Genomic DNA, 24,473 nt, shown 5'->3' with positions numbered 1-24,473 from the left:
TTTTTTAACGCAGGGAGCAGGGCATGACAGACATGGTGGTGGTGCGCAAGGAAGGCTTGTATTGTGTGCCGGGTCAGTTCTACATCGACCCGTGGCGCCCCGTCGAGCGCGCCATCATCACGCATGCGCACGCCGACCATGCGAGAGTCGGACACCGGCATTACCTGTGCGCCGCTCCCGGCGAGCAGGTGCTGCGCGCGCGCCTGGGCGCCGTTTCCATCCAGGCACTCGCGTATGGCGACACGATAGAACACCACGGCGTGCAAGTGTCACTGCATCCGGCCGGCCACGTGCTGGGCTCGGCCCAGGTGCGCATGCAGCACGGCGGTGAAGTGTGGGTGGCGTCCGGCGACTACAAGCTGCAGCCCGACCCCACCTGCGCACCGTTCGAGCCCGTGCGCTGCGATACATTCATCACGGAATCGACCTTCGGCCTGCCCATCTACCGCTGGCAGGCGCCGCAGGAGGTTTATGACGATATCAACCAGTGGTGGCGCAGGAATGCGGCCGAGGGACGCACCAGCGTGCTGTTCTGCTATGCCTTCGGCAAGGCGCAGCGCATCCTGGCGGGACTGGACGCGACCATCGGTCCCATTATCTGCCATGGCGCGGCGCAGGCATTGACGCAGGTCTACCGCGAGTGCGGCGTGGCCTTGCCCGCCACCGTCATGGTCGATAACGTCACGGACAAGGCGGCCCTGAAGACGGCGCTGGTGATCGCGCCGCCGTCGGCCGCCGGCTCGCCGTGGATGAAGCGTTTCGGCGACTACAGCGATGCGTTTGCCAGCGGCTGGATGCTGCTGCGCGGCGCGCGCCGGCGGCGCGGCGTGGACCGGGGTTTTGTCCTGTCCGACCATGCCGACTGGCCCGGCCTGATGCAAGCCATCCAGGCTACGCAGGCTGAACGCATCATCGTCACGCATGGCTCGATTCCCGTGATGGTGCGCTGGCTGCAGCAGAACGGCTGGCAGGCGGGCGGCTTCGAGACGGAATATGGCGACGACGAGGCCGATGACAATGCGCCCGGTGCGTCCACGGCAGCGGAGGACGTCACCCATGCGTGACTTTGCCCGGCTGTACGCGGAACTCGACGAAACCACCTCGACCAGCCGCAAGCTGGCGGCGCTGCAAGCCTATTTTCGCGGCGCCTCGCCCGACAATGCGGCCTGGGCCGTGTATTTCCTGGCCGGCGGCAAGCCGCGCCAGGCCGTGCCCACCAGGTTGTTGCGCGAGTACGCGACCGAGCGGGCGGGCCTCGATGCCTGGCTGTTCGACGAGGCCTACCACGCCGTGGGCGACCTGGCCGAAACCATCGCCCTGATCCTGCCCGCGCCCGCCAGGCGCAGCGACATCGGCCTGGCCGAGTGGGTCGAGCAGCGCATCGCACCGTTGCGCGGCGCGGCGCCCGACACCATCCGCGCCGACTTGCTGGCCTACTGGGACGAGCTGGAAACGCGCGAACGGTTTTTGTTGCTCAAACTGATAGGCGGCGGCTTTCGCGTGGGCGTGTCAAAATTGCTGGTGACGCGCGCGCTGGCATCCATCGCGGCCGTCGACAGCAAGCTGATCGCCCAGCGCCTGATGGGCTGGACCGATGGCAAGGTCAGCCCCACGGGCGCGGGCTTTCTCAAACTGATCGCCGCGCAGTCGGAGGGCGAGCATGCGCTGCGCGGCGGCCAGCCTTACCCGTTCTTCCTCGCGCACCCCTTGCAGGCGGGGCCGGAGACGCTGGGCGACATCGGCGGCTGGCTGGCCGAATGGAAATACGACGGCATGCGCGCCCAGTTGCTGCGCCGCGAGGGCGTGAACTGGCTGTGGTCGCGCGGCGAGGAATTGATTACGGAGCGCTTTCCCGAACTGGCGCAGCTGGCCTTGCCCGAGGGGACCGTGCTCGATGGCGAAATCCTCATCTGGCAGCCGGGTGACGTGCCTGCGCCATTTGCCGACTTGCAACAACGCATGGGCCGCAAGACTGTGTCGCCCAAGCTGCTGGCCGAGCTGCCCGCCGTGCTGGTGGCCTACGACGTGCTGGAAATCGATGGCGTCGATGTCCGCCAGCTGCCCCAGTTGGAGCGCCGCGCGTTGCTGGAAACCGTGGTGACCGGCGTGAATTCTCCCGCGCTGCGCCTGTCGCCGCGCATCGAGGCGGCAAGCTGGGAGGCGCTGGCGGCCATCCGCAGCGAATCGCGGGCGCGCGGCGTGGAAGGCTTGATGCTCAAGGCTGTGTCGGCCGCATATGGCGTGGGCCGCACGAAGGACGTGGGCACGTGGTGGAAATGGAAGATCGACCCGTATGCCATCGACGCCGTGCTGATCTACGCCCAGGCGGGCCACGGCCGGCGCGCGTCGCTGTACACGGACTACACCTTTGCCGTTTGGGACAGTGACACGGATGAGGAGGGCGGTGAAGAACGCAAGCTGGTGCCGTTCGCCAAGGCGTATTCCGGCCTCACGGATGCGGAGATCGGCCAGGTCGATGCCGCCATCCGCAAGACGACGATAGAAAAATTCGGTCCCGTGCGCAGCGTGCGGCCGACGATGGTGTTCGAGATCGGTTTCGAAGGCATCGCTGCGTCGAGCCGCCACAAGGCGGGCATCGCCGTGCGCTTTCCCCGCATCCTGCGCCGGCGCGAAGACAAGGCCATCGCCGACGCGGACACGCTGGTCACCCTGAAGGCCATGCTGGCCCAGACCACATGAGCAAGCGATGAGTACACCGGCGCAGCGAATCGATGCGTGGTTTGTCACGCGCGGCTGGACGGTGTTTCCGTTCCAGCGCGCCGTCTGGCGTGCTGGCGCGCAGGGCCGCTCCGGCCTGCTGCATGCGAGCACGGGTTCCGGCAAGACGTATGCCGTGTGGTTCGGCGCCTTGCTGCGCACCGAGCGGCTGGCGGGCAAGGGGAGAAAGCAGGGCTTGCGCGTGCTGTGGATCACGCCCATGCGGGCACTGGCCGCCGACACTGTGCGCGCGCTGCAAGGTTCCAGCGCGGAGCTCGCTCCCGGCTGGCGCATCGAGGCGCGCACGGGCGACACGAGCGCCGCGCAGCGGGCGCGGCAGGCGAAGGCCTGGCCCGAGGTGCTCGTCACGACGCCTGAAAGCCTGTCCCTGATGCTGAGCCAGGCGGACGCCCGGGACCGTTTCAGCCTGCTGGAAACCGTGATCGTCGACGAGTGGCACGAATTGATGGGCAGCAAGCGCGGCGTGCAGGTGCAACTGGCCCTGGCCCGCTTGCGTCGCTGGCAGGAAGACCTGATGACGTGGGGCTTGTCGGCTACCCTGGGCAACTTGCAGCAGGCGCAGGACGTCTTGCTGGGCGAGGAAAACGCCGGCGTGCTGGTGGAAGGTAAAATTAAGAAGCGCATCCTTGTCGACAGCCTGATCCCCGTCAACCCCACGCGCTTTCCCTGGGGCGGCCACCTGGGCATCCAGATGTTGCAGCCCCTGATCGCCGAGATCGAGGGCAGCGCCACCACCCTGGTATTTACCAACACGCGTTCGCAGGCCGAGCTGTGGTACCAGCATTTGCTCGATGCGCGGCCCGACTGGGCGGGACTGATCGCCCTGCACCACGGTTCGCTGGACCGCGAAGTGCGCGAGTGGGTCGAACAGCACCTGAAAACGGGCGAACTGAAAGCCGTCGTGTGCACGTCCAGCCTGGACCTGGGCGTCGACTTCCTGCCCGTCGAGCGGGTCTTGCAGGTGGGCAGCGCGAAGGGTATCGCGCGCCTGGTACAGCGGGCCGGGCGCAGCGGCCACGCGCCGGGACGCATCTCGCGCGTCACCTTGGTACCCACCAACAGCCTGGAATTGCTGGAAGCGGCCGCTGCCCGCGCTGCCCTGGCGCAGGGCCACCTGGAAGCGCGCCCGGTGCCGGACAAGCCGCTCGACGTGCTGGTGCAGCACCTGGTGACGATCGCGCTGGGTGGCGGCTTCCAGTCGGCCCAATTGTATGAGGAAGTACGCGCCGCCTGGTCGTATCGCCACCTGACCCTGGACGAGTGGCAATGGGCGCTCGACTTCGTTGCGCGCGGCGGGCAAAGCCTGACCGTGTATCCGGAATACCGGCGAGTGCTGCCGGACGATGAGGGCGTGTACCGCGTGCCGGACGTGGCCCTGGCGCGGCGCCACCGCATGAGCATCGGCACCATCGTGTCGGAGGCGGCCATTCAGGTCAAGTTTCTCGGTGGCGCGCGCATCGGCAGCATCGAGGAATCGTTTATCGCGCGCCTGAAGCAGGGCGACCACTTTTTGTTTGGCGGGCGCATCCTGGAATTCGTGCGCGTGCACGAGATGACGGCCTACGTGCGGCGCGCAACAGGCAGCCGCGGCGCCGTGCCGCGCTGGCAGGGCGGCAAGATGCCGCTGTCGTCGGAACTCGCGCATGCCGTGCTGGACCAGTTGCAGCTGGCGCAAGAAGGGAAGGCCAGCGGGCCGGAAATGCGCGCGCTGGCGCCGCTGCTGGCCATCCAGCAGGCATGGTCGAGCCTGCCCACGCGCGCCAGCCTGTTGCTTGAAACCTTGTCCAGCCGCGAAGGCCATCACCTGTTCGTGTATCCGTTTGCGGGCCGTTCGGTGCACCTGGGCCTGGCGTCGCTACTGGCGTACCGCATCGCGCGCGTGCAGCCGGCGACCTTGTCGATTGCCGTCAACGACTACGGCTTTGAATTGCTGGGCGCGGACGACATCGATTATGCGCCGCTGCTGGCGGGCGCCAGCGGCGCCGATCTTCCCCTGTTCAGCACGGACAATCTGCTGGAAGACGTGCTGGCCAGCCTGAACGCGACGGAATTGTCGCAGCGGCGCTTCCGCGAAATCGCCCGCATCGCCGGCCTCGTGTTCCAGGGCTATCCGGGCCAGCCGAAAAGTGCGCGCCAGCTGCAGGCGTCTTCCTCGCTCTTCTTTGAAGTGTTCCGCAAGCACGACGCGGCCAATTTGCTGCTCACGCAGGCGCAGCGCGAAGTGCTGGAACAGGAACTGGAATTGACGCGCTTGCGCACCACCTTGCGCGAGCTGCATGGCCGGCAGATTTCCCTGCAAGCGCTGGAGCGGGCATCGCCGTTTGCCTTCGGCCTGATGGTCGAGCGCTTCCGCGAACAGTTGACGACGGAAAAGCTGTCGGACCGGGTAGCGCGCCTGGTCAGCGTGCTGGAAAAGGCGGCTGCATGAGCGGCCCGCAGCAAGCGCACTGCGTGGTGGAACTGGCCGGCGAGATCCTGTGGCTGCTGGCGCACAAGGCCGTGTATTGGCCCGCGCGCAGGATGCTGGTCATCGCCGACATCCATTTCGGCAAGGCGGCCGCGTTTCGCGCGCTGGGCGTGCCCGTGCCGCGCGGCACCACCACGCAAAACCTGCTGGCGCTCGACGCCTTGCTGGCCAGTTACGCTTGCGAGGAAATCGTCTTTCTCGGCGATTTTTTGCACGCGCGCGCCGCGCATGGGGCCGCCACCGTGGCCGCCATGCTGGCCTGGCGCGCGCGCCATCCGGACGTGCGATTGACGGTGGTGCGCGGCAACCACGATGCGCATGCGGGCGACCCGGCCGCCGCGCTGGGGATCAGCATGGTCGATGAGCCGCATCAGGTGGGCAATCTGTCGTTCTGCCATCATCCGGACACCGCCGCGCCCGGTTATGTGCTGGCCGGCCACGTGCATCCCGTGTTTCACTTGCGTGCTGAAAGGGGCGGCTTGCGCCTGCCGTGTTTCCTGCTGGGCCAGCATCGCGCCATCCTGCCCTCGTTTGGCGCATTCACGGGCGGCCATGCGGTGCGGCCAGCCGCTGACGAGCGCGTTTACGTGACGGCCGACGCGGCGATTTTCGCACTACCCGCTAACTGCTGAGTGTCTGGTACTTTTGGTAGAAAACTGAAAGTAACTGCGTTACCGTAGGCGGGATACATCCTACATACGCTCTTGCCATCCTCCTATTTCTTGTGCCCCATGTGCGCACTAAGATGACTGTTCCCTTGCCATGCGAGGGGGAAGAATTGCATGGTTTGCACTGTTTCTGATTCCATCGATCAAGGAGATCATCATGGCCACATCGAGCGACAATAAACAGCAAGGTAGTAAAACCAGTAGCAGTAGCAGCGGCGGCAACAAGCAAAGCGATACCAGCAAACGGGGTTTCGCTTCCATGGACCCCGCCCAGCAGCGCGAAATCGCCAGCGAAGGGGGGCGTGCCGCGCATGAAAAAGGCACGGCGCATGAATTCACCTCGGAAGAGGCCCGCCGCGCAGGCAGCCAAAGTCACAAGAACGATGCCAGCCGGCAAAGCGCAGCCAGCTCCAGCGGCTCGCGCGACAATGCCAGCATGAACCAGGAAGGCAACCGCGACAGTGGCAACAAGCAAAGCGGCGGTTCGGGATCGAGCTCGGGCTCGCGCAACAAGCAGTAGTGCAAGTAGTAGTCATGAGCAGTAGCAAGTGATCATGGCCAGCGGCAGGCAGGCACGCCGCTGGCCATGGCCGCATCTGTCCGGCAGCCGCAAAATTTTGATGCAATGCAGCAGGCATGGACTATGATGAATGAGCTGCGCCGGCAATGTGCGATCACCTGGCAATCACCTCGCAGTCAACCGCATCGATGATCAGGGAGAAGATAATGGGCAACTCGAATACGCCGCAACCGGGCAATAGCCAGGGCGGCACGCCATCCACGGCGGGCAGCAAGCAAAGCACGGCCGACTCGGCTGAAAACTTTGTGCTGGTCGATAGCGAGCAAGGCCTCGATATCGGCGACGATCTGTTTTCCATCGGCGAAGTGCGGCGCGCCGACCGCTTGCCCCATCACCAGTCCGGTTCCGCCGGGCAGAGCAGGCAGAGTGCCGACGATGGGCCGGACACCACGGGCAGTACCGGCGTCTGAGCTTCCCATCTTGACTGTCTGGTAATTCCCGCAGGGCCAGCCGTTGGACGTGTTCGCGCACGCCGGCTGGCCATTCCTCCATACGGGGAGTAACGCCGGCTGCTTGCCGGCGCGGGTAACATTGGCGACTCGGCTACAGATCGACCCTGCCGTGTTCGCCCAAGTCCTTCGGCGGCTCGCCCGTAATGGCGGCCTTGGCCATTTCATAGAATTGCATCATCTTGCTGGCGCTGCTATCCCAGTATTCGGCCGACTGGATCGTCACCTTGATCAGCGACAGCTTCGGATCGTCGAGTCCGCCCGGGAACCAGGCTTTGACCAGCGGGTTCCACAATTCCTCCGCCTTGGCGCGGTCCTTCAGCAGCTGCGCGTGGCCGCAGACGGATACATACAGGCTGTCGCCCGTGTCGACAAAGCTGACATTGACTTGTGGATTGTTCAGCAAGTCGCGCGTGTAGGCGGCCTCGTCCGAGACAAAGAACCAGATTTGCCCTTCCTTGTCGACCTGCTGCTGCGTCAGCGGCCGGCTGGTGAGGGTGCGCATGTCGTCGCTGGTGGTCAGCATGCCGAATTTGACATCCTTGATCTTGGCCGCGATGCTGGCCAGTTGTTCGCTGGAATACGCTTGCATGTTGTGCTCCTGTTTGATTGTCCTGAACAACAGCATAGGCGGGCATGGCTCGCGGCTCTGTACGGCAGCTTACGTAGCGGCGCGCATCGCCCTGTCACGCCGTGCATGTTTCAAAGCTGTTACAAAACGCTGGCCCGGCGGGGCGCCCCATGTATTGACTTAATAAATGATAATCATTATCATTTGTTTGAAAATGTCCGCATGAACTTTGATTGAAGGATGGGAATGAAGCACACTGACTTGTCGCGCCACCTGGCCCGCTCCTTGCCGGGAGCGCTTGATGGGTAATGCGGGCGCCGCAGACAAGGCCAAGAACAACGCCAGCCGCGCCGTCTGGCTGAAGAACTTGCATCAATGGCACTGGATCAGCTCAGCGCTTTGCCTGCTGGGCATGTTTTTGTTCGCCATCACCGGCATCACCCTGAACCACGCAGGCCAGATCGAATCCAAGCCGGCGATCACGCGCCAGAAGGCGGCGTTGCCGGCACCCCTCGTCACGGAACTGGCCGCGTATGCCGCCAAGCACGATGGTGCCAATGCGCCCATGCCGGCCGCCGCCGAAGCCTGGCTCAAGCAGCAATGGTCGCTCAATGCGGGCGGCCGTCCCGCCGAATGGTCGATCGACGAAGTGTATTTGCCGCTGCCCAAGGCGGGCGGCGATGCCTGGGTGCGCATCGGACTGGAAGACGGGGCCGCCGAATATGAATTGACGGACCGGGGCTGGGTATCCTGGCTCAACGATGTCCACAAGGGCCGCAACACGGGCGTGGCCTGGAGCTGGTTCATCGACATCTTTGCCGGCGCCTGCATCGTGTTTTGCCTGACGGGGCTATTGATTTTGAAGTTCCACGCGGCCAACCGGCCATTTACCTGGCCGATGGTTGGTCTCGGTATCTTGATACCTTGCGCGATCGCCTTGCTGTTTATTCACTGATCGTTTTTATTTTTCCTTTTTACAGGCACACCATGAAATTACGCTACTCCCTGGCGCTTGGCCTTCCCCTGATCGGCACTTCGGCGATGGCGGCCGACCTGGCCCTCAAGATTGAAATCCCGCAACTGAACGTGGCGGAGTACCACCGTCCCTACGTGGCGGCATGGCTGGAAACGGCCGATCAAAAGGTCGTCGGCAATCTGACGGTGCTGTATGACGTGAAAAAGAAGGACAAGGCCGGCGAAAAATGGCTGAAGGACATGCGTCAATGGTGGCGCAAGAGCGGCCGCGACCTGGCCATGCCCGTTGACGGCGTCAGCGGCGCCACGCGTGCGCCGGGCGAACATACCCTGACTTTCCCCGGTGCCAAGGCCTTGCTCGACAAGCTGCCGGCCGGCGAATACCAGGTGGTGGTGGAAGCGGCGCGCGAAGCGGGTGGACGCGAGCTGGTGCGCGTGCCGTTCCAGTGGCCGCTGAAGTCGGCCCAGTCCGTGCCTGCCAAAGGCAAGGAAGAACTCGGCAATGTCGTCGTCCAACTCAAACCATAAGGCGCACATCATGTTCAATCGATTCAACCAATCCCTGATCGCCCTGGCCCTGGCCGGCCTGGCCATGAACGCCCACGCCCACCGCGGCTGGATGGTGCCATCGAGCACGATGGTGGAAAGCAAGGACGCCTGGGTGACGGTGGACGCAGCCGTGTCCGACGGCCTGTTCGAGATCGACCACCAGCCGCTGCGCCTGGACGCGCTGCAAGTCACCGGTCCGGACGGCGCCAAAGTCACGCCGGCGAACACGGTCACGGGCCGTTTGCGCAGCGTCTTCGATGTGAAAATGGAAAAGCCTGGCACGTATAAAGCGGCCATCGTGTCGCAAAACGTGATGGGCAGCTACAAGCTCAATGGCGAGCAGAAGCGTTTCCGTGGCAACGAGGAAACGTTCAAGAAGGAAGTGCCGGCTGACGCGCAAGAACTGAAAATCACGCGCACGGCAGCGCGCCTGGAAACCTTCTTCAGCAATGGCGAAACCAGCACGGAAGTGTTCAAGCCGACAGGCGTGGGCCTGGAATTCGTGCCGGTGACGCACCCGAACGACTTGCGCGCGGGCGAGAAAGCCACCTGGCGCTTCCTGGTCGACGGCAAGCCGGCGGCGAACCAGGCGTTCAGCCTCGTGCCAGGCGGCGTGCGCTACCGTGGCGTGCTCGGTGAAATCCGTCAGAGCACGGATGCCAAGGGCGAGATCACGTTTACGGTCCCTGCGGCCGGCATGTACTACCTGAGCAGCACCTGGCCAGCGGCCGCACCGGCCGTGGCCGGCCAGCCGCCAGCCATGCCCGAGCGCCGCATGACGTACGCGGCCACCGTGGAAGTGTTGCCGCAGTAAGCGGCGGCATCGTCACGAGAGCGCCGATGCGCCGGGTCCTGCTGCCGCAGCATATTTCCGATCAGGTCGCGCCGCCCGGCGCCGCGCTCCGGGACTTGCGCGGCCTGTCGATGGGCACCAGCTGGTCGGTACGCTTGCTCGAGTCCGCCATGCCGGGACGCGCGGGCAGCGCCGACTTGCAGCAGGGCTTGCAGCAGCAGCTGGACCTGGTGGTTGCGCAAATGAGCCACTGGAGCGACGAGTCCGACCTGGGCCGCTTCAACCGGGCCGAGCCTGGCAGCTGGCACAGCCTGCCCGCCGCGTTTTGCGAGGTGCTGGGCTTTGCCATGCACGTGTCGCAAGCGTCCGGCGGCGCGTACGACCCGTGTGCGGGCGCGCTCGTCAACCTGTGGGGCTTCGGCCCCCGCAACCGTTATGACGAGCCTGGCTTTCTGCCGCCAAAAGACGATACCGTGGCGCTGCTGCTGGCGCAGCGCCAGCGCCGCCGCCTGGAACTCGACTTGCCGGCCCGCCGCGCGCGCCAGCCGGGTGGCTTGCAGCTCGATTTGTCCGCCATCGCCAAGGGCTATGGCGTGGACCGCCTGGCCCGCTACCTGGAAAGCCAGGGCATCCACCATTACCTGGTGGAAGTGGGCGGCGAGCTGCGCGGCGCCGGCAGCAAGCCCGATGGCCAGCCGTGGTGGGTCATGCTGGAACAGGTTGATGGCGCCGATGCTGCACAGCATCCGGCGGAAATGCTGCTGGCGCTGCACGGCTTGTCCGTGGCGACCTCGGGCGACTACCGGCGTTTCTTCCAGGACGGCACGGTGCGTTTCTCGCACACCATTGATCCGCGCAGCGGCATGCCGATCGCCAACCAACTCGCTTCCGTCACCGTCGTGCATGCCGAATGCATGGCGGCCGATGCCTGGTCGACGGCCCTGACCGTGCTGGGGCCAGAAGCCGGCATGGCGCTGGCCGAAGAGCAGGGCCTGGCCGCGCGCTTCCTGCAGCGCGACGGCGAGGGCTACCACGAAACGCTGAGCAGCCACATGCTGGCCATGCTCGACGAATGAACGATTGATTCCATGATTTTTACGCACGATACGACGCGGCTGGCCTTGCTGGCCGCCCTGTCCCTCAGTTATGCGGGCGTGTGCCTGGCGCCCTGGCTGCGCGCGCGCGCCAAGCGCCGCGCGTCCGACGCCGCCAGGGCGGCGCTGGCCAACAGTCCCGCCTGGCTGGTGGCGTACGCGAGCCAGACGGGCAATGCCGAGGAACTGGCCACGCAAACGGCGCAGAGCCTGCGACTGGCCGGCATCCCCGTGCGCCTGTGTGCGCTGGCCGACGTCACGGCCAAGGATCTGCAACAAGCCGAGCGGGCCCTGTTTTTGGTCAGCACCTATGGCGAAGGCGACGCGCCTGACAATGCGGCCGCCTTCATGGGCCGCTTGATGACGGGCGAGCTGGCGCTGCCGCAATTGCATTACGCCGTGCTGGCCCTGGGCGACCGCAGCTATGGCCATTATTGCGGCTTCGGCCGCGCGCTCGATGCCTGGCTGGCGGCGCAGGGCGCGTCGCGCCTGTTCGAGCGCATCGAAGTCGACCGCAGCGCCAGCGCCGCCATCGAGCAATGGTTCCAGCACCTGAGCCACCTGGCCGGCACCAGCGACGCGCCCGACTGGAGCGCCCCCGCTTTTGGCGACTGGCGCTTGACGCAGCGGCGCCACCTCAACCCTGGCAGCGCCGGCGGCGCCATCTACCACGTGGAACTGGCGCCGGTGACGGGCAGCTTGCCAGACTGGCAATCGGGCGATCTGGTGCAGGTGACCGCCCCGGCCGACCCGTCGCAGCCGCGCGAATATTCGATCGCCTCGATTCCGCATGATGGCGGCGTGCATCTGCTGGTGCGCCAGCATGCGCATCCCGATGGCAGCCTGGGCCTGGCCTCGGGCTGGCTCACGGCGCAAGCCAAGGTCGGCGACGTGGTGCAGTTGCGCCTGCGCCAGCACAAACGCTTCCGCCTGGAAGACAATGCCCGGCGGCCATTAATTCTGATCGGCAACGGCAGCGGCATCGCCGGCTTGCGCGGCCACCTGAAGAGCCGCGTGATGGCGGGGCAGCGGCGCAACTGGCTGATCTTTGGCGAGCGCAACCTGGCCCACGATTTCCATTATCGCGAGGAAATTGAGCGCTGGCACGCCAGCGGCGACTTGCCGCGCCTGGACCTGGCGTTTTCGCGCGACCAGGCGGAGCGGACCTACGTGCAGGACCGCTTGCGCGGCAATGCCGACGAGGTGAAACTGTGGCTGGAGCAGGGCGCGGCCATCTACATTTGCGGCAGCCTGGCCGGCATGGCGGGCGGCGTCGACCAGGCCCTGCAGGAGATGCTGGGCCGGCCCGCGCTCGACGCGCTGGCGGCCGAAGGGCGCTACCGGCGCGACGTGTATTGAGTTTTTGACGCCGCCAGCGCGTTCGCGCACACACGGCTATCATGATTGTTTCATCCGAGGAGACACATCATGAGCGACAGCATTTACGACATTCCCTTGCGCCGCATCAATGGCGAACCCACCAGCCTGGACGCTTATCGCGGCAAGGTCGTGCTGGTGGTCAATGTGGCCTCCGCCTGCGGCTTGACGCCGCAGTACGAAGGACTGGAAAAACTCTACGCCGACAAGCAGGCCGAGGGCCTGGTGGTAGCCGGTTTTCCCGCCAATGAATTCGGTGCGCAGGAGCCGGGCACCAATGCCGAGATCGCGGACTTTTGCCGTGGCACGTTTGGCGTGCAATTTCCCATGTTTGAGAAAATCGTCGTCAAGGGTCCGGGCCAGCATCCGCTGTACCAGCGCCTGGTGCAAGAGCAGCCGCGGGCGCAGGAAAAGCCGGGCAGCGATTTCCGCGCCAAGCTGGCCGGCTACGGCATCACGCAGGAGCAGCCCAGCGACGTGCTGTGGAATTTCGAGAAGTTTTTGATCAGCAAGGACGGCAAGGTGGTGGGGCGTTTCGCGCCCGACACCACGGCCGATGATGCGCTCTTGCGCGAAGCGATCGCGCGCGAGTTGCAGGCCTAGGTTTTAGTCGGAGGCGTCCAGTGCGGCTGGCTCCATCTCGCCACTGACTTCCTGCAAGCCGCGCGCCAGGCTGGAAATGCTGGGGTTGTCGATGAAGACGCAGCGCTTGCCCGTGCGCTTGCAATAATCCTTGACGCGCCAGTAGGCGCTGTGGCTGATGCAGCCCGTCTGGCAAATCACCAGGTCGGCCGCCGCCAGGCTCGAATCGAGCAGGTTGGCATTGTCTTCCAGGCCGCCGTCGTGGTGGGCGAATTGCGCGCCGACCCGCTCGATCAGGGCGCGGTAGGTGGCGACATTGCCGCTGCGCCCGCCCACGCACAGCACGCTTTGATCGACCAGGCGGATCGGCATTTTCAGCTTGCCGCCGGTCGGCACTTCCAGCTTCGGCGCCGGCGGCGGCACGGCCGCGCTTGGGCGTGGCTGGGCCTGTTTCAATTCCGCGATTTGCTGGCGCAATTCCTTTTCGCGCTCATCCATTTGCGCCAGGCGTTCGACCAGGCGCGTGCGCGATTCCAGCGCCGGGATGGCGGCCTGCAATTGCGCCAGTTCCGCGCGCAAGCCATCGATCACGCTATCCTTGCCGATGGCCTCGGCACGCGTGCGCAGCAGCACGGCTTCCTGACGCTCCAGCTCGCCCGTTTTTTCCATCAGTGCGGCCTGGCTGCGCTGTTGCAGCTTGGCCAGTTCGTGCGCCAGGCGCGCGTTTTCTTCCTGCAAGGCCGTAAATTTGCCCATGTCGGCGCGCACGCAGGCGCCGGCCTGGTGCTGGATCATGTGCAAGTCTCTGCACATCTGCTCTTCCAGCTCGGCATCGCAGCGCGGGTGCGTCAGGCCAGCCCAGAAGGCGCCCGACACGTCGCCGTTGGCGACGGCCGTGCGCCACAGTTGCGCTACCTGCTCCGTGGTCTTGGCGCCGCGAAAGCGCAGGATCACGGGAGCGTAGCGGCGTTCGAGTTCCTTTTGCAGCGCTTCGGACAGACGGTTGCGCGCGCCGCATTCCGTCACGGCGCCCACGTGCACTTCGTAGTCGTCTGCCAGCACGCGCCCGCCCGTCATCTTGCCCACCAGTTTGCGCAGGTAGCCCAATGGCAAGCCCACGCCGACCAGCGGACAATGGCAGGTATGCGACAGTTCCCACAGCCGGCGGCGGCGCGAAGCGAGCGCGGCCGTTTCGGCTCCGTCGCTGGAACAATTGCTGATGACGGGCAGGGACTGGTCTTTGTCACACATGGCGGTATCCTGTTGGGCGGTGGCAGTGTTGAAGAGAAATTATTGCGGCAGGGGCGAGGCAGGGCGCTTGGCGCTCAGCATGCGTGCCAGGCGCTCGAGCAATGTGGTCTTCGGCGGCGCGGGCCGGTGCAGCGCCACCAGGGCAGCCCACTGCTGCGACAGCTGCTGGCACGTCGCTTGCAGCACGGGGCCCAGGCCGGGCGAATTTGACAGCACTTGCAGATGGCGTTCGATGACACCGGCCAGTTTCTCGCAGGGACTGCCCGCATGGTAGTGCGACATCAGATGCAGCACGGCCGACAGCAGCAATTCAGGCTGTTGGCCTTGCGGGGAGGGAAACATCGTGGAAGGTCGGTCGTTCGCCATCAAACACTCCTGTGCGGTGGTTTGGCTGGCTGCGCGCACGGAGCGCGACTGGCTGGCGAGTGTGGTGACTGGCTGCCGTGCTGCTTCAGGCAGTCAGGATCAGCTTGTTCAACTGGGTGACGCGCAGGCGATAGATCTTGCCGCTGTGCTCAATCTCCACTTCGCGGCCTTGCTGCAGCAGCGCTTCGCTGGTGATGCGGCGCGCCGGCTGGGCCATGCTGACGGGAGGACGGACGTGGGCGGTAGCGGCATCCTGGATCAAGGCTGGTTTTGAGCTTTGCATGTTGGGCTTTCTTTATCTCAGTTGAGAATGATTCGTATTTGCATTATTGTTGAATGTGGCCCGAAAAGCAAGGCTTATTTGTGTGGAATCCGCGCTTTTTTGCGGCGAGATGGCAGCGTGGAAGATGCTGCTGCGCAAAGGTGGCCGCTGGCGCGGCGCGGAAGGGGAGTGGCCGCAAAAAAGACCCGGCAAGGCGTTGTGCGCCTTGGCCGGGCCAAGCCTGTGCCAAGCTTGAAGAAATCGGGATGGCGCTAAATGGTGGCCAGCAATTGCGCCGAGGCGGTGGCGGCCGCGGTGGTATCGGCCTTGAGTTTGGCGGCGGCCAGCTGTTTGGCGCGCGAGCGTGACGGCGGCAGGCGGCGCAGGGTTTTCAGGGCATCCGGATCCTTGATGCCGATGGTGCGCTGGTCAACCGTGATGAGGCCAATTTCATTGAATGCGGACAAGGTGCGGCTGACCGTTTCCAGGGTCAGGCCCAGGTAGCTGCCGATTTCATGGCGCGTCATGCGCAGGTTGAACAGTTTGCTCGAATAGCCCATCTGCGCGAAGCGGTCGGCCAGCGATACGAGGAAGCGCGCCACGCGGGCTTCGGCGCTGAGGGCGCCCAGCATGCCGATCATGGCTTGCTCGCGCACGAGTTCGCGGCTCATCACGCCATACATGACGTTTTCCAGTTCCAGGTGCACCCTGCCCAGCGCCGTCAGCTTCTTGAACGGCAGCAGGATCAGGTCGCAGTCGGACAGGGCCACCGCTTCCGAGGAGTAATGGCGCGAGTGGATGCCGTCGACGCCCAGCATGTCGCCCTTCATGGGGAAGCTGAGTACCTGCTCATTGCCGAATTCATCGATGAGCACGGTTTTCAGGAAGCCCGAATTGACGATGTACAGGGTGTCGAACGGTTGGCCGATGGTGTGCACGCGCTGGCCCGTCTTGAATTGCACGTGCTGGAACAGCAGTTCGTCAGCGGCGATGGTGCAGGCGCTGGAGATATGCAGCAGGTCGCACACCTCCTTCAGGTTCGACCAGAGCCGGCCCTGGCGCTGGCGTCCCGCTTCCATCGGGGAGGAGGGGGCCAGCGACGGTGAGGCAGCGCGGGTGTCGGGCGTTTGCGTGGACAGCATGTTCATCTCCTGGTGACAGGTAGTTCAGAGTTGAATGACGGGGTGCTCGGGGCGGCGGGCGGGCAAGGGTCGGCGGCGCGCGTCCAGGCAGGTAATGCTCAATTCGCTGAAGACTTGCTGTGTGATGAAATAACTTTCCAGCAACTTGATGACTGGTTTCAGTATGCCAACAAGCGTATGCAATTAATATCAGCAGTGGCTGAATATGGCAGTAGGAGCTGCGGTAGGTGAGGTAGGATTGTTCCTACAGTTGGCGCGCGGACGCGCGCCAGGAGGATCACGTCTTGAAGGGCGATAGCAGGCGGTGCGCGACGGCATACTGGACCATTTCCGATAGGGAACTCATGCCCATCTTTTGCATGATGCGCGTCTTGTGCGTGCTCACCGTCTTCACGCTCAGATGCAGGTTGTTGGCAATTTCCGTGATCGACTTGCCGGCCACCAGCAGGGAAAAGACTTCGAATTCGCGGTCCGACAACTGTTTATGCAGCAAGCTTTCATTCGGCATCATGATGTTGAGCACGAGCTGCTCCGCCACCTCGGCGCTGATGTAGGGGCGTCCCGACGCCACCTTGTGGATGGCGCCCACGAGCTGGGTGCCCGCGCTTTCCTTGGTCAGATAGCCTTGCGCGCCGGCGCGGATGGCGCGCACCGCATATTGCTCTTCCTCGTGCATGGTGAGGATCAGGATGGACAGCTTGGGCGCCTCGCTGCGGATTTGCCGGATCAGGTCGACGCCGCTGCGGCCCGGCATCGACAGGTCGAGCAGCAGCAGGTCGAAGCCGCCCTGGCGCACGTGGTTGAGGACTTCAAACCCGTCGATGGCCTCACCCACGATGTCGATATCCGGCGCGCCGTCAAGGATGCGCTTTAATCCTTCACGCATGATGGTGTGGTCGTCGGCAATCACAATACGTATCATAGGCGGGCAATCTGGTGGCGTGTAATCTGCTGTGTCCGTTACCGGACAATCAAATGTTAAGAAACGAGAAATGTTGTCATTTTAACTGAAGTGGCCGCACGTTTGCCTTTTTCTTGCTGTGCCGGCAACGGCGGCCTCCGTGGCCATGTGACCCCTTATTTTGCCGGGGGTTCCTTGATCAGCCTATGCACGAGCACGGGCAATTTCGAGTGCGACAGCACCTTGTTGGTGACGCTGCCCAGCAGCAACTGGCCCCAGCCGCTGCGGCCATGCGAGCCCATGAAGATCAGGTCGCATTGCTGCAATTGCGCCACTTCCACGATTTTCAGGGCCGGGCTGTCGGAAAAGGCCGTCAAGCCCGTCGCCTGCAGGCCCCGCTTGGCAGCCGCGTCGAGGATGGGCTGCCAGTGGTCGGCGCCCGCCTTGCGCATGGCGATGCGGTATTCCTCTTCGCTGGGATAGCTTGGCGGAATGATTTCGATGTACACCGGGTACTGGTACTCGGGTGCCACGTACACGGCAAGGATGTCGGCGTGCATCTGTTCGGCAAAGGCAACGCCGGCGCAGGCCGTCAAGTTGGAGACGGTGGAGCCGTCCGTGGCGATCAGAATTTTCTTATACATGGCAGGTCCTTTGGCGATGACTCAGCGCGCGCAACGCCTCTTATTGTAGACGTGGCGGCAGCATTGTATTCATGTAAAGACTTGATAATTGTCAATACTACTGCACCTTCAGTATAGACAACATTGGCAGAAAGATCGTGTTTAAGGTGCAACGATGTCCCAGCGATATCCATATGGCGCTGTTGCGCAGGCGCCCGCGGGCAGGATTTCTTGTGCGGCGCGTGGTCTTGCACGCACGCCAATGGTAGTATTTCAAAATACAACAGCAGGAACACTTATTTCCTGGCGGAAAAGCTCTTGTGGGCCAGCTTTGCACCGGGAAGCGCGTTTTGAGATTTACCAACAGGGCGGCGCCCTGCTACACTCGCACCATCGCAGCGGTATTGCCTCAAATCATCTTAATCGAGAAATTGTGGGTATCAGTCTGTAAAACGCACAGTTCAGGCGGAATTTTGACAAATTATGGAGAAGCAGGGATATGACCAACGCCGCTGATGATTTCGATGCATTATTCGATGAAGTATCCGCGCAAAGCGCGGCCGCAGCCACGCCGGCGCCTGCCGCCGCGCCCGCTCCCGCCGTGATCGCGGATGACGATTTTGACGCGCTGTTCGACTCCGTGTCGGCCAGCGCCGCCGCACCGGCAGCTGCAGCCGCAGCGGCGCCGGTGGCTGCCGCGCCAGCCGCAGCGGAAGCGGCCCCCGTGGCCGGCGCCGATGCGTCTGGCGAAGCGGCCGATCCGGTCGACCAGTCCGACAAGCCGATGTTCGAGCGCCTGGGCGGCATCGTGCGCCTGCTGCACGACTCGCTGCGCGAACTGGGCTACGACAAGGCATTGACGGAAGCGTCGTCGCAGATCGTCGACGCCCAGGACCGCCTGGAATATGTCGCCACCCTGACGGAGCAGGCCGCCAACAAGGTCCTGAATACGCTCGACGAAGGCATGCCGGCGCAAGACGTGCTGTCGAAGAAAGCCAAGGACATGGACAGCCGCTGGACAGCCTTGTTCGATGGCAAGCTGAGCCTGGAAGAATTCAAGGCCCTGGCCGGCGATTCACGCCAGTTCGCGCAAGCCGTTGCCGAAGCAACGGAAGCGGAAAAAGCACGCTTGCTGGAAATCATGATGGCCCAGGACTTCCAGGACATCACGGGCCAGCTGATCAAAAAAGTGGTCAACATCACCAAGACGGTGGAGCACGAGCTGGCTCAGCTGCTGCGCGACAACGCGCCGGCCGAGGTGCGCGAAAAGCTGGCGCAAAAGCCGGTACCGCTGATGCAGGGCCCGTCCGTGCCGTCGGTGGCGCTGGACCAGGATAATGTAGACGACCTTCTTGCGGATTTGGGATTCTAATGGACGATATGCTCAAGGATTTCGTCGTTGAGGCGATGGATCTTGCGGTTAATGTTGAAGAGCACTTATTGCGCCTCGAGCGTGATCCTGACAACAAGGAAACACTGAATGCCGTGTTTCGTTCTTTCCACACCATCAAGGGCGGTGCCGGCTTCATGGGCTTGCCCGCGCTGGTGGCGGCCTGCCATCTGACGGAAAACCTGTTTGACGCCTTGCGCACGGGCGCCGCGCCGGTAACCCCCATCGCCATCGAGGCGGCGCTGCAAGCGTCCGGTTTCGTGGCCGACCAGCTGACGGAACTGGCGAATGGCGCCGCGCCGGAAAGCTTGCCGGCCATGCCGGAAGAGCTGGAACACATCCTGACGAACGCCATCGAAGGCAAGGGCATGGATGCGCCTGCGCCGGCCGCCGCCGTGGTGGCGGAAGCGGCCGTGGTCGTTGCCGAGGTCGCAGAAGTTGCCGTGGCCGCGCCCGCCTCCGTTTCCACCGCCGGCGCCGATGGCCTGGACTGGGAAGGCATGTATAACGCTGTCGTGCCCGAGGGCAGCCGGGTCGCTGCCGCGCCGGTGTCCGCCGTCGCCGCTGCCCCTGCCGTCGTGGCCGCCGCGCCGGCCGCTGCCGCTGCCGCCAAGCCGGCCGCCAAGAATTGGGATGGCGCCGAACGACGCGAAGAGCGTCCGGAAGTGCGCCATGCCGCGCCCGTCAAGGAAGACAGCATCCGCGTCGACGCCGTCAAGCTCGACGCCCTGCTGGAAGTGGCCGGCGAATCCGTGCAGGCCGCCAACCAGGCTGCCGTGCTGCTCGAGCGCTTGCTGCAATTCAAATTCGAAGGCCAGGCCGCCACCCTGATGGCGACTCTGGCGGAAACCCTGGAACGCGCTTCGCGCTACTCGACGGAACTGCAGCGGGCCACCCTGGCCACGCGCATGCAACCCGTGGGCCGTCTGTTCCAGAAATTCCCGCGCCTGGTGCGCGAGCTGGCGAAGGATCTGGGCAAGGATGTCGAGCTGACCATCGAGGGCGCGGAGACGGAAGTCGATCGCGTGGTGGTCGACAGCTTGTACGATCCGCTCGTGCACATGCTGCGCAACTCGCTCGACCATGGCGTCGAATCGCCGGAAGCACGCCTGGCTGCCGGCAAGCCCGCCAAGTCGTATATTTCACTGAAAGCGTGGCAGGAAGCCAACAGTGTCATGATCGTGCTGCAGGATGACGGCAAGGGCATGGATCCGGCCTTCCTGCGCAGCAAGGCCCAGCAAAAGGGCTTGATCAGCGAAAACGCGCAATTGAGCAACGACGAATGCTTCCAGCTGGTGTTCCTGCCGGGCTTCTCGACCAAGGAAGTCGCGTCCAGCGTCTCCGGCCGTGGCGTGGGCATGGACGTGGTGAAAACGGCCGTGGAGAAAAACCGCGGCGCCATCCATATCGAGTCGGCGCTGGGCAAGGGCACGAAATTTGCCATCCGCCTGCCGATCGAACTGTCGATCGTGCCGACCATGCTGGTGTCGACGTCGGGTGCCGCGCTGGCGCTGCCGATGGCGGTGGTGCAACGCGTCGTCGAATTGCCGGAAACCTTCATGGAAGTGGGCGGCGCGCCCGTGCTGAAAGACCAGGGCCGTCCATTGCCCGTGCGGTCGCTGGCCGGCTCCCTGGGCTACGAATCGTGCAGCGAGCGCGTCGGCATCGTGGTCGCCGCGCCACAGCCGTACATCCTGGCCGTGGAAGCCGTCGATGGCACGGCCGACCTGGTGATCAAGCCGATGACGGCCATCACCGTGGAAGGCATCACGGGTACGGCCCGCTCGGCCGAGGGCGAGCTGGTGCTGGTTGTTGGCCTGTCGTTCCTGATGGATGGGTGCCGGGGGAGCGTCCGGTTGGCAGCTTAAGTCTTGCCTTATTCATTAGAAAGCCCGCCAGGTATGGCGGGCTTTTTTTATGGCGCCAGCGATGTCAGATGTTATCCGGGCGTAAAGTGCCCCCTTCAAGCCAGCGCTGCACGCGCAGCACTTCCTGAGCGCGTTCCACCTCGTCCTTCGGTGGCGGCAGGTAGATATCGGGCATGATGCCACCGAGATCCACCTGCAGCTGCGGCAAGCGGGCCGAGCGCGAGGTGGCGTATTGCAGGTGGCGCTGTCCCGATGGCAGGGCGTGCAGGCGCAGGTTGGAATAGTCGAGTGCACCGTAACTGTTGCGGCCGATCAATTTCACATGAAAACTTTGCCGCGCCGCCAGCAGGAATTCTTCGCAGGAGCTGGCGCAGTCGCGATCGACCAGCACGGCCACGCGCGCCGGCCGGCGCGGTTCCGGCGTGTCCGCGCGCATATAGCTGATGGTGCCGCTACCGTGCTGCGGCGCGTATTGGCCCGGCTTGACGCTGCGCATCTGCGTCACGGCCTGGGCCGCAAAGGCGGCGCAGGCCTGGTCGCCGGGCGCCAGCAGCGCGCAGACGTTTTCCTGGCCTTCGATATTGGCCGGCGTGGACAGCCATTCGGCGCCCATGCGGACGATCTCTCCCGAACTGATCCAGGATAGCAGCGGCGCATACGTGCTGTCGCTGCCGCCGCCGTTGCGGCGCACGTCGAGGATCCAGTTGGGGCGCGCCGCCAGTGCCGCGCGATGCATATCGAGCAGGGCGGCCACGGCGGCGCGGTAGCTGCCGTGAAAGCTGGGCAAGGTCAGCAGTACAGTCGAGTCCGACAATATCCGCAGCACCGGTTCCTTCGATGTTGCCGCCTGTCCCGGCGCGGCGGGCCGTGCCGGCGCCGGTTTGGCGATATCGAGCGCGCTGCCCGGCTTCACATGCAGGTGGCCCTTGCGCCACATGCGCGCATAGTTTTCCAGGACCGCATCGCAGGCCTGGCCATCGGCCGCGCCGGCCGCCGCCGTGGTGGCCGTGGCCAGCGCCAGGTCGAAATACGCCTGTCCTTTTTGCTCCAGGTGCTGGCGCGCGCCCGTGTCATTTTCCAGCAGGAAGGGCGCAATGGCGCGCAAGTCCTGTACGCAGGTGTCTCCCGGCGTGGCGGCCGCCGCATGGGTGCCGGCCAGGGTCAGGGCGGCCAGCGCCAACAAGTTCAGTTTCATCGAAGTCCCCAGTGTGGTGGCGCGCGTGCGCCGGTCATTATTGTCGAAACACAATACACGAAAGATTGAGGAAAAAACATGCCTTTCTGCCGCCGCCGTCAGTCCTTCGGCAAGCCGCGTGCGGATGGGCTTGTGATGGCGCTGATAAGCCGATATCGGCAATTTCCAGCTCATATCGAGCAATGCGGCCAAACTTTGTATCGCCAATCCCACGCTTTTGCCTATTTCGGTTCTGTATTCCCCAATATATGGCATAATCCTTGTGGATCACCGTATGACCTGGTATCACTTGATCACTTAAACAGGCTGTGGCAACGCTGCATAAATCATGATGAAGACGCTTTACGACAAACTTTGGGAATCCCACGTTGTTCGGGCCGAAGATGATGGCACGACAATTCTGTACATCGACCGGCACCTGCTGCACGAAGTCACCAGCCCGCAAGCCTTCGATGGCCTCAGCGTGGCGGGCCGCCAGCCGTGGCGCATTTCCGCCAACCTGGCCGTGGCCGACCATAACGTGCCCACCACCAGCCGCGTCGACGGCATTGCCGACCCGGTCTCGCGCCTGCAGGTGGAAACGCTGGACAAGAACGCCAAGCACTATGGCTTGACCTACTTCAACATGAACGACAAGCGCCAGGGTATCGTGCACGTGATCGGCCCCGAACAGGGCGCGACCCTGCCCGGCATGACGGTCGTCTGCGGCGACTCGCACACGTCCACGCACGGCGCGTTTGGCGCGCTGGCGCACGGCATCGGCACGTCCGAAGTGGAACACGTGCTGGCCACGCAAACCTTGCTGCAAAAGAAATCCAAATCCATGCTGGTGCAAGTCGACGGCGCCTTGCCGGCCGGCGTGACGGCCAAGGATATCGTGCTGGCCATCATCGGCAAGATCGGCACGGCCGGCGGCACGGGCTACTGTATCGAGTTCGGCGGCTCGGCCATCCGCGCGCTGTCGATGGAAGGCCGCATGACGGTGTGCAACATGGCCATCGAGGCGGGCGCACGGGCCGGCATCATCGGCGTGGATGACACCACCATCAATTACGTCAAGGGCCGTCCGTTTTCCCCGGCAGGTCCGCACTGGGAGCGCGCCGTGGCCTATTGGCGCACCCTGCATTCGGATCCTGGCGCCCGCTTCGACCTGGTCGTCACGCTCAACGCGGCAGAAATCGTGCCGCAGGTGACCTGGGGCACCTCGCCCGAGATGGTGATCGGCGTCGATGGCCGCGTACCGGACCCCGACCTGGAAAAAGACAGCGTCAAGCGCGATGCGATGGAAAAGGCGCTGGTTTACATGAACCTCAAGCCCAACACGGCCATCGAAGACATCCGCATCGACAAGGTCTTCATCGGTTCCTGCACCAATTCGCGCATCGAGGATTTGCGTGCGGCGGCCGCCGTGGTGCGCGGCAAGTACCGCGCCTCGAACGTCACCCTGGCGCTGGTGGTGCCAGGTTCCGGCCTCGTCAAGGACCTGGCCGAGCGCGAGGGACTGGACCGCATCTTCAAGGATGCCGGCTTCGAATGGCGCGAGCCGGGCTGCTCCATGTGCCTGGCCATGAATGCGGACCGCCTGGAGCCGGGCGAACGCTGCGCGTCTACGTCGAACCGCAACTTCGAAGGCCGGCAAGGGCAGGGCGGCCGTACCCACCTGGTGTCGCCCGCGATGGCGGCGGCAGCAGGCATCGCCGGCCACTTTGTCGACGTGCGGGGATTGCGATGACGGCAGGGACCGGCGCCGCTGGTTTACACTAGCGTTCCCGGTCCCTTACTTACTATCAAGAAATCATCATGAAAAAACTCTTCGCCCTCCTCATCGCCACCGTCATCCTGTCTGGCTGCAACACCGTCTCCGGCATCGGCCGCGATGTGCAGAAAGTCGGCCAGGTCGTCACTGGCGCCGGCGGAAAATAAACCGCGACGTGCCGGCGCCCCGCGCCGCGCGTCCTACCGAGTAGAAACAGCATGGATAAATTTACGATTTACGAAGGCCTGGTCGCCCCGCTGGACCGCGCCAACGTCGACACCGACGCGATTATCCCGAAGCAATTCCTGAAATCGATCCACCGCAGCGGCTTCGGCCCCAACCTGTTCGATGAATGGCGCTACCTCGACCATGGCGAGCCTGGGCAGGACAACAGCCGCCGTCCGCTGAATCCGGAGTTCGTGCTCAATGAGCCACGCTACCAGGGCGCTTCGATCTTGCTTACGCGCAAGAACTTCGGTTGCGGCTCCTCGCGCGAACACGCGCCGTGGGCACTGGATCAATATGGTTTCCGCGCCATCATCGCGCCATCGTTTGCCGATATCTTCTTCAATAACTGCTACAAGAACGGCTTGCTGCCCATCGTGCTGTCGGAAAGCCAGGTCGAGCACCTGTTCAATGAAGTCAAGGCTTTCCCCGGCTTCAAGCTGGTGGTGGACCTGGAGCAGCAATGCGTGCGCACCAGCAACGGTTCCGTCTCGTATCCGTTCGAGATCGACGCCTTCCGCAAATATTGCCTGATGAATGGCCTCGACGATATCGGCCTGACCCTGCGCCACGCCGACGATATCCGCGCCTTCGAAGAACGCCATCTTTCTGCTCAGCCCTGGCTGGCCAACGTCATTTAAACGATTAGA

The 24,473-nt window shown here is 64.1% G+C and carries 25 protein-coding genes; 17 read left to right on the top strand and 8 right to left on the bottom strand.

Annotated features, from left to right (window positions below; translation table 11 throughout):
* The first annotated feature begins 23 nt into the window (after positions 1–23).
* From LSO07_RS22770 to LSO07_RS22745, 6 genes are all read left to right on the top strand, one after another.
* Positions 24–1,064, top strand: coding sequence for a ligase-associated DNA damage response exonuclease (locus tag LSO07_RS22770; protein ID WP_151096635.1), 1,041 nt, complete (start codon positions 24–26; stop codon positions 1,062–1,064).
* On the top strand, positions 1,057–2,700 hold the full coding sequence (locus LSO07_RS22765; protein WP_151096634.1) for an ATP-dependent DNA ligase: 1,644 nt from the start codon (positions 1,057–1,059) through the stop codon (positions 2,698–2,700). Before LSO07_RS22770 ends, LSO07_RS22765 begins: the two co-directional genes overlap by 8 nt.
* A gap of 7 nt (positions 2,701–2,707) precedes the next feature.
* Positions 2,708–5,167 carry a ligase-associated DNA damage response DEXH box helicase gene (locus tag LSO07_RS22760; RefSeq protein WP_151096633.1) on the top strand — a complete coding sequence of 820 codons (2,460 nt, stop codon included), beginning with the start codon at positions 2,708–2,710 and terminating at the stop codon, positions 5,165–5,167.
* Complete coding sequence (gene pdeM, locus LSO07_RS22755; RefSeq protein WP_151096632.1) at positions 5,164–5,838, top strand: ligase-associated DNA damage response endonuclease PdeM; 675 nt, start codon at positions 5,164–5,166, stop codon at positions 5,836–5,838. The genes LSO07_RS22760 and pdeM overlap by 4 nt, the downstream gene beginning before the upstream one ends.
* 193 nt (positions 5,839–6,031) lie before the next feature.
* Positions 6,032–6,394 carry a KGG domain-containing protein gene (locus LSO07_RS22750; protein WP_070281141.1) on the top strand — a complete coding sequence of 121 codons (363 nt, stop codon included), beginning with the start codon at positions 6,032–6,034 and terminating at the stop codon, positions 6,392–6,394.
* Between the two features lie 206 nt (positions 6,395–6,600).
* On the top strand, positions 6,601–6,864 hold the full coding sequence (locus tag LSO07_RS22745; RefSeq protein ID WP_034783412.1) for a hypothetical protein: 264 nt from the start codon (positions 6,601–6,603) through the stop codon (positions 6,862–6,864).
* 133 nt (positions 6,865–6,997) lie between these two features.
* Here LSO07_RS22745 and LSO07_RS22740 read toward each other — a convergent pair whose 3' ends face one another.
* Positions 6,998–7,495 (bottom strand): pyridoxamine 5'-phosphate oxidase family protein, encoded by a 498-nt coding sequence (locus LSO07_RS22740; RefSeq protein ID WP_070260468.1) that lies wholly within the window; start codon positions 7,493–7,495, stop codon positions 6,998–7,000.
* A gap of 280 nt (positions 7,496–7,775) precedes the next feature.
* On the opposite strand from LSO07_RS22740, the gene LSO07_RS22735 reads away from it, so the two are divergent.
* The 6 genes from LSO07_RS22735 to LSO07_RS22710 all read left to right on the top strand — a co-directional run bounded on the left by LSO07_RS22735 (position 7,776) and on the right by LSO07_RS22710 (position 12,865).
* Positions 7,776–8,429: a PepSY-associated TM helix domain-containing protein gene (locus LSO07_RS22735; RefSeq protein WP_099394377.1), complete on the top strand. Its 654-nt coding sequence runs from the start codon at positions 7,776–7,778 to the stop codon at positions 8,427–8,429.
* A 32-nt stretch (positions 8,430–8,461) separates the two neighbouring features.
* Positions 8,462–8,977 carry a DUF2271 domain-containing protein gene (locus LSO07_RS22730; protein WP_034783417.1) on the top strand — a complete coding sequence of 172 codons (516 nt, stop codon included), beginning with the start codon at positions 8,462–8,464 and terminating at the stop codon, positions 8,975–8,977.
* Between the two features lie 10 nt (positions 8,978–8,987).
* Positions 8,988–9,812 carry a DUF4198 domain-containing protein gene (locus LSO07_RS22725; protein WP_034783418.1) on the top strand — a complete coding sequence of 275 codons (825 nt, stop codon included), beginning with the start codon at positions 8,988–8,990 and terminating at the stop codon, positions 9,810–9,812.
* Positions 9,813–9,838: 26 nt separating this feature from the next.
* A complete protein-coding gene (locus LSO07_RS22720) occupies positions 9,839–10,867 on the top strand; it encodes an FAD:protein FMN transferase (protein ID WP_151096631.1) in 1,029 nt (342 codons plus the stop codon).
* A 12-nt stretch (positions 10,868–10,879) separates the two neighbouring features.
* A complete protein-coding gene (locus LSO07_RS22715) occupies positions 10,880–12,244 on the top strand; it encodes a sulfite reductase subunit alpha (RefSeq protein WP_151096630.1) in 1,365 nt (454 codons plus the stop codon).
* Positions 12,245–12,313: 69 nt separating this feature from the next.
* Positions 12,314–12,865, top strand: coding sequence for a glutathione peroxidase (locus tag LSO07_RS22710; RefSeq protein ID WP_151096629.1), 552 nt, complete (start codon positions 12,314–12,316; stop codon positions 12,863–12,865).
* A gap of 3 nt (positions 12,866–12,868) precedes the next feature.
* Here the strand turns inward: LSO07_RS22710 and LSO07_RS22705 are convergent, their stop codons facing one another.
* The 6 genes from LSO07_RS22705 to LSO07_RS22680 all read right to left on the bottom strand — a co-directional run bounded on the left by LSO07_RS22705 (position 12,869) and on the right by LSO07_RS22680 (position 17,410).
* Complete coding sequence (locus LSO07_RS22705; protein ID WP_151096628.1) at positions 12,869–14,095, bottom strand: DUF2325 domain-containing protein; 1,227 nt, start codon at positions 14,093–14,095, stop codon at positions 12,869–12,871.
* Between the two features lie 39 nt (positions 14,096–14,134).
* Positions 14,135–14,461: a hypothetical protein gene (locus LSO07_RS22700; protein ID WP_070260285.1), complete on the bottom strand. Its 327-nt coding sequence runs from the start codon at positions 14,459–14,461 to the stop codon at positions 14,135–14,137.
* A gap of 85 nt (positions 14,462–14,546) precedes the next feature.
* Positions 14,547–14,744, bottom strand: coding sequence for a hemin uptake protein HemP (hemP, locus tag LSO07_RS22695; RefSeq protein ID WP_034750559.1), 198 nt, complete (start codon positions 14,742–14,744; stop codon positions 14,547–14,549).
* Positions 14,745–14,995: 251 nt separating this feature from the next.
* Positions 14,996–15,802 carry a Crp/Fnr family transcriptional regulator gene (locus tag LSO07_RS22690; RefSeq protein WP_034783488.1) on the bottom strand — a complete coding sequence of 269 codons (807 nt, stop codon included), beginning with the start codon at positions 15,800–15,802 and terminating at the stop codon, positions 14,996–14,998.
* A gap of 340 nt (positions 15,803–16,142) precedes the next feature.
* Positions 16,143–16,787, bottom strand: coding sequence for a response regulator (locus LSO07_RS22685; protein ID WP_034783426.1), 645 nt, complete (start codon positions 16,785–16,787; stop codon positions 16,143–16,145).
* A gap of 155 nt (positions 16,788–16,942) precedes the next feature.
* Positions 16,943–17,410, bottom strand: coding sequence for a universal stress protein (locus LSO07_RS22680; RefSeq protein ID WP_070260284.1), 468 nt, complete (start codon positions 17,408–17,410; stop codon positions 16,943–16,945).
* A gap of 478 nt (positions 17,411–17,888) precedes the next feature.
* On the opposite strand from LSO07_RS22680, the gene LSO07_RS22675 reads away from it, so the two are divergent.
* Positions 17,889–18,761, top strand: a complete 873-nt coding sequence (locus tag LSO07_RS22675; RefSeq protein WP_151096627.1) for a protein phosphatase CheZ — start codon at positions 17,889–17,891, stop codon at positions 18,759–18,761.
* Entirely contained in the window at positions 18,761–20,647 is a 1,887-nt protein-coding gene (locus tag LSO07_RS22670; RefSeq protein ID WP_151096626.1) for a chemotaxis protein CheA, read from the top strand. Before LSO07_RS22675 ends, LSO07_RS22670 begins: the two co-directional genes overlap by 1 nt.
* 64 nt (positions 20,648–20,711) lie before the next feature.
* Here LSO07_RS22670 and LSO07_RS22665 read toward each other — a convergent pair whose 3' ends face one another.
* The gene (locus LSO07_RS22665) at positions 20,712–21,842 is read right to left on the bottom strand and encodes a S41 family peptidase (protein WP_191909754.1); all 1,131 of its coding nucleotides are present in this window, start codon (positions 21,840–21,842) and stop codon (positions 20,712–20,714) included.
* Between the two features lie 328 nt (positions 21,843–22,170).
* On the opposite strand from LSO07_RS22665, the gene leuC reads away from it, so the two are divergent.
* The 3 genes from leuC to leuD all read left to right on the top strand — a co-directional run bounded on the left by leuC (position 22,171) and on the right by leuD (position 24,464).
* Entirely contained in the window at positions 22,171–23,574 is a 1,404-nt protein-coding gene (gene leuC, locus LSO07_RS22660; protein WP_099388746.1) for a 3-isopropylmalate dehydratase large subunit, read from the top strand.
* Positions 23,575–23,642: 68 nt separating this feature from the next.
* Positions 23,643–23,765 carry a lipoprotein gene (locus tag LSO07_RS22655; protein WP_010400408.1) on the top strand — a complete coding sequence of 41 codons (123 nt, stop codon included), beginning with the start codon at positions 23,643–23,645 and terminating at the stop codon, positions 23,763–23,765.
* A 51-nt stretch (positions 23,766–23,816) separates the two neighbouring features.
* Entirely contained in the window at positions 23,817–24,464 is a 648-nt protein-coding gene (leuD, locus tag LSO07_RS22650) for a 3-isopropylmalate dehydratase small subunit (RefSeq protein ID WP_034783435.1), read from the top strand.
* The last annotated feature ends 9 nt before the right edge of the window (positions 24,465–24,473 follow it).

This window comes from Janthinobacterium sp. PLB04, assembly GCF_021165895.1.
GTDB lineage: Bacteria > Pseudomonadota > Gammaproteobacteria > Burkholderiales > Burkholderiaceae_D > Janthinobacterium > Janthinobacterium lividum.
This window is presented reverse-complemented; position numbering and strand designations above follow the sequence as displayed.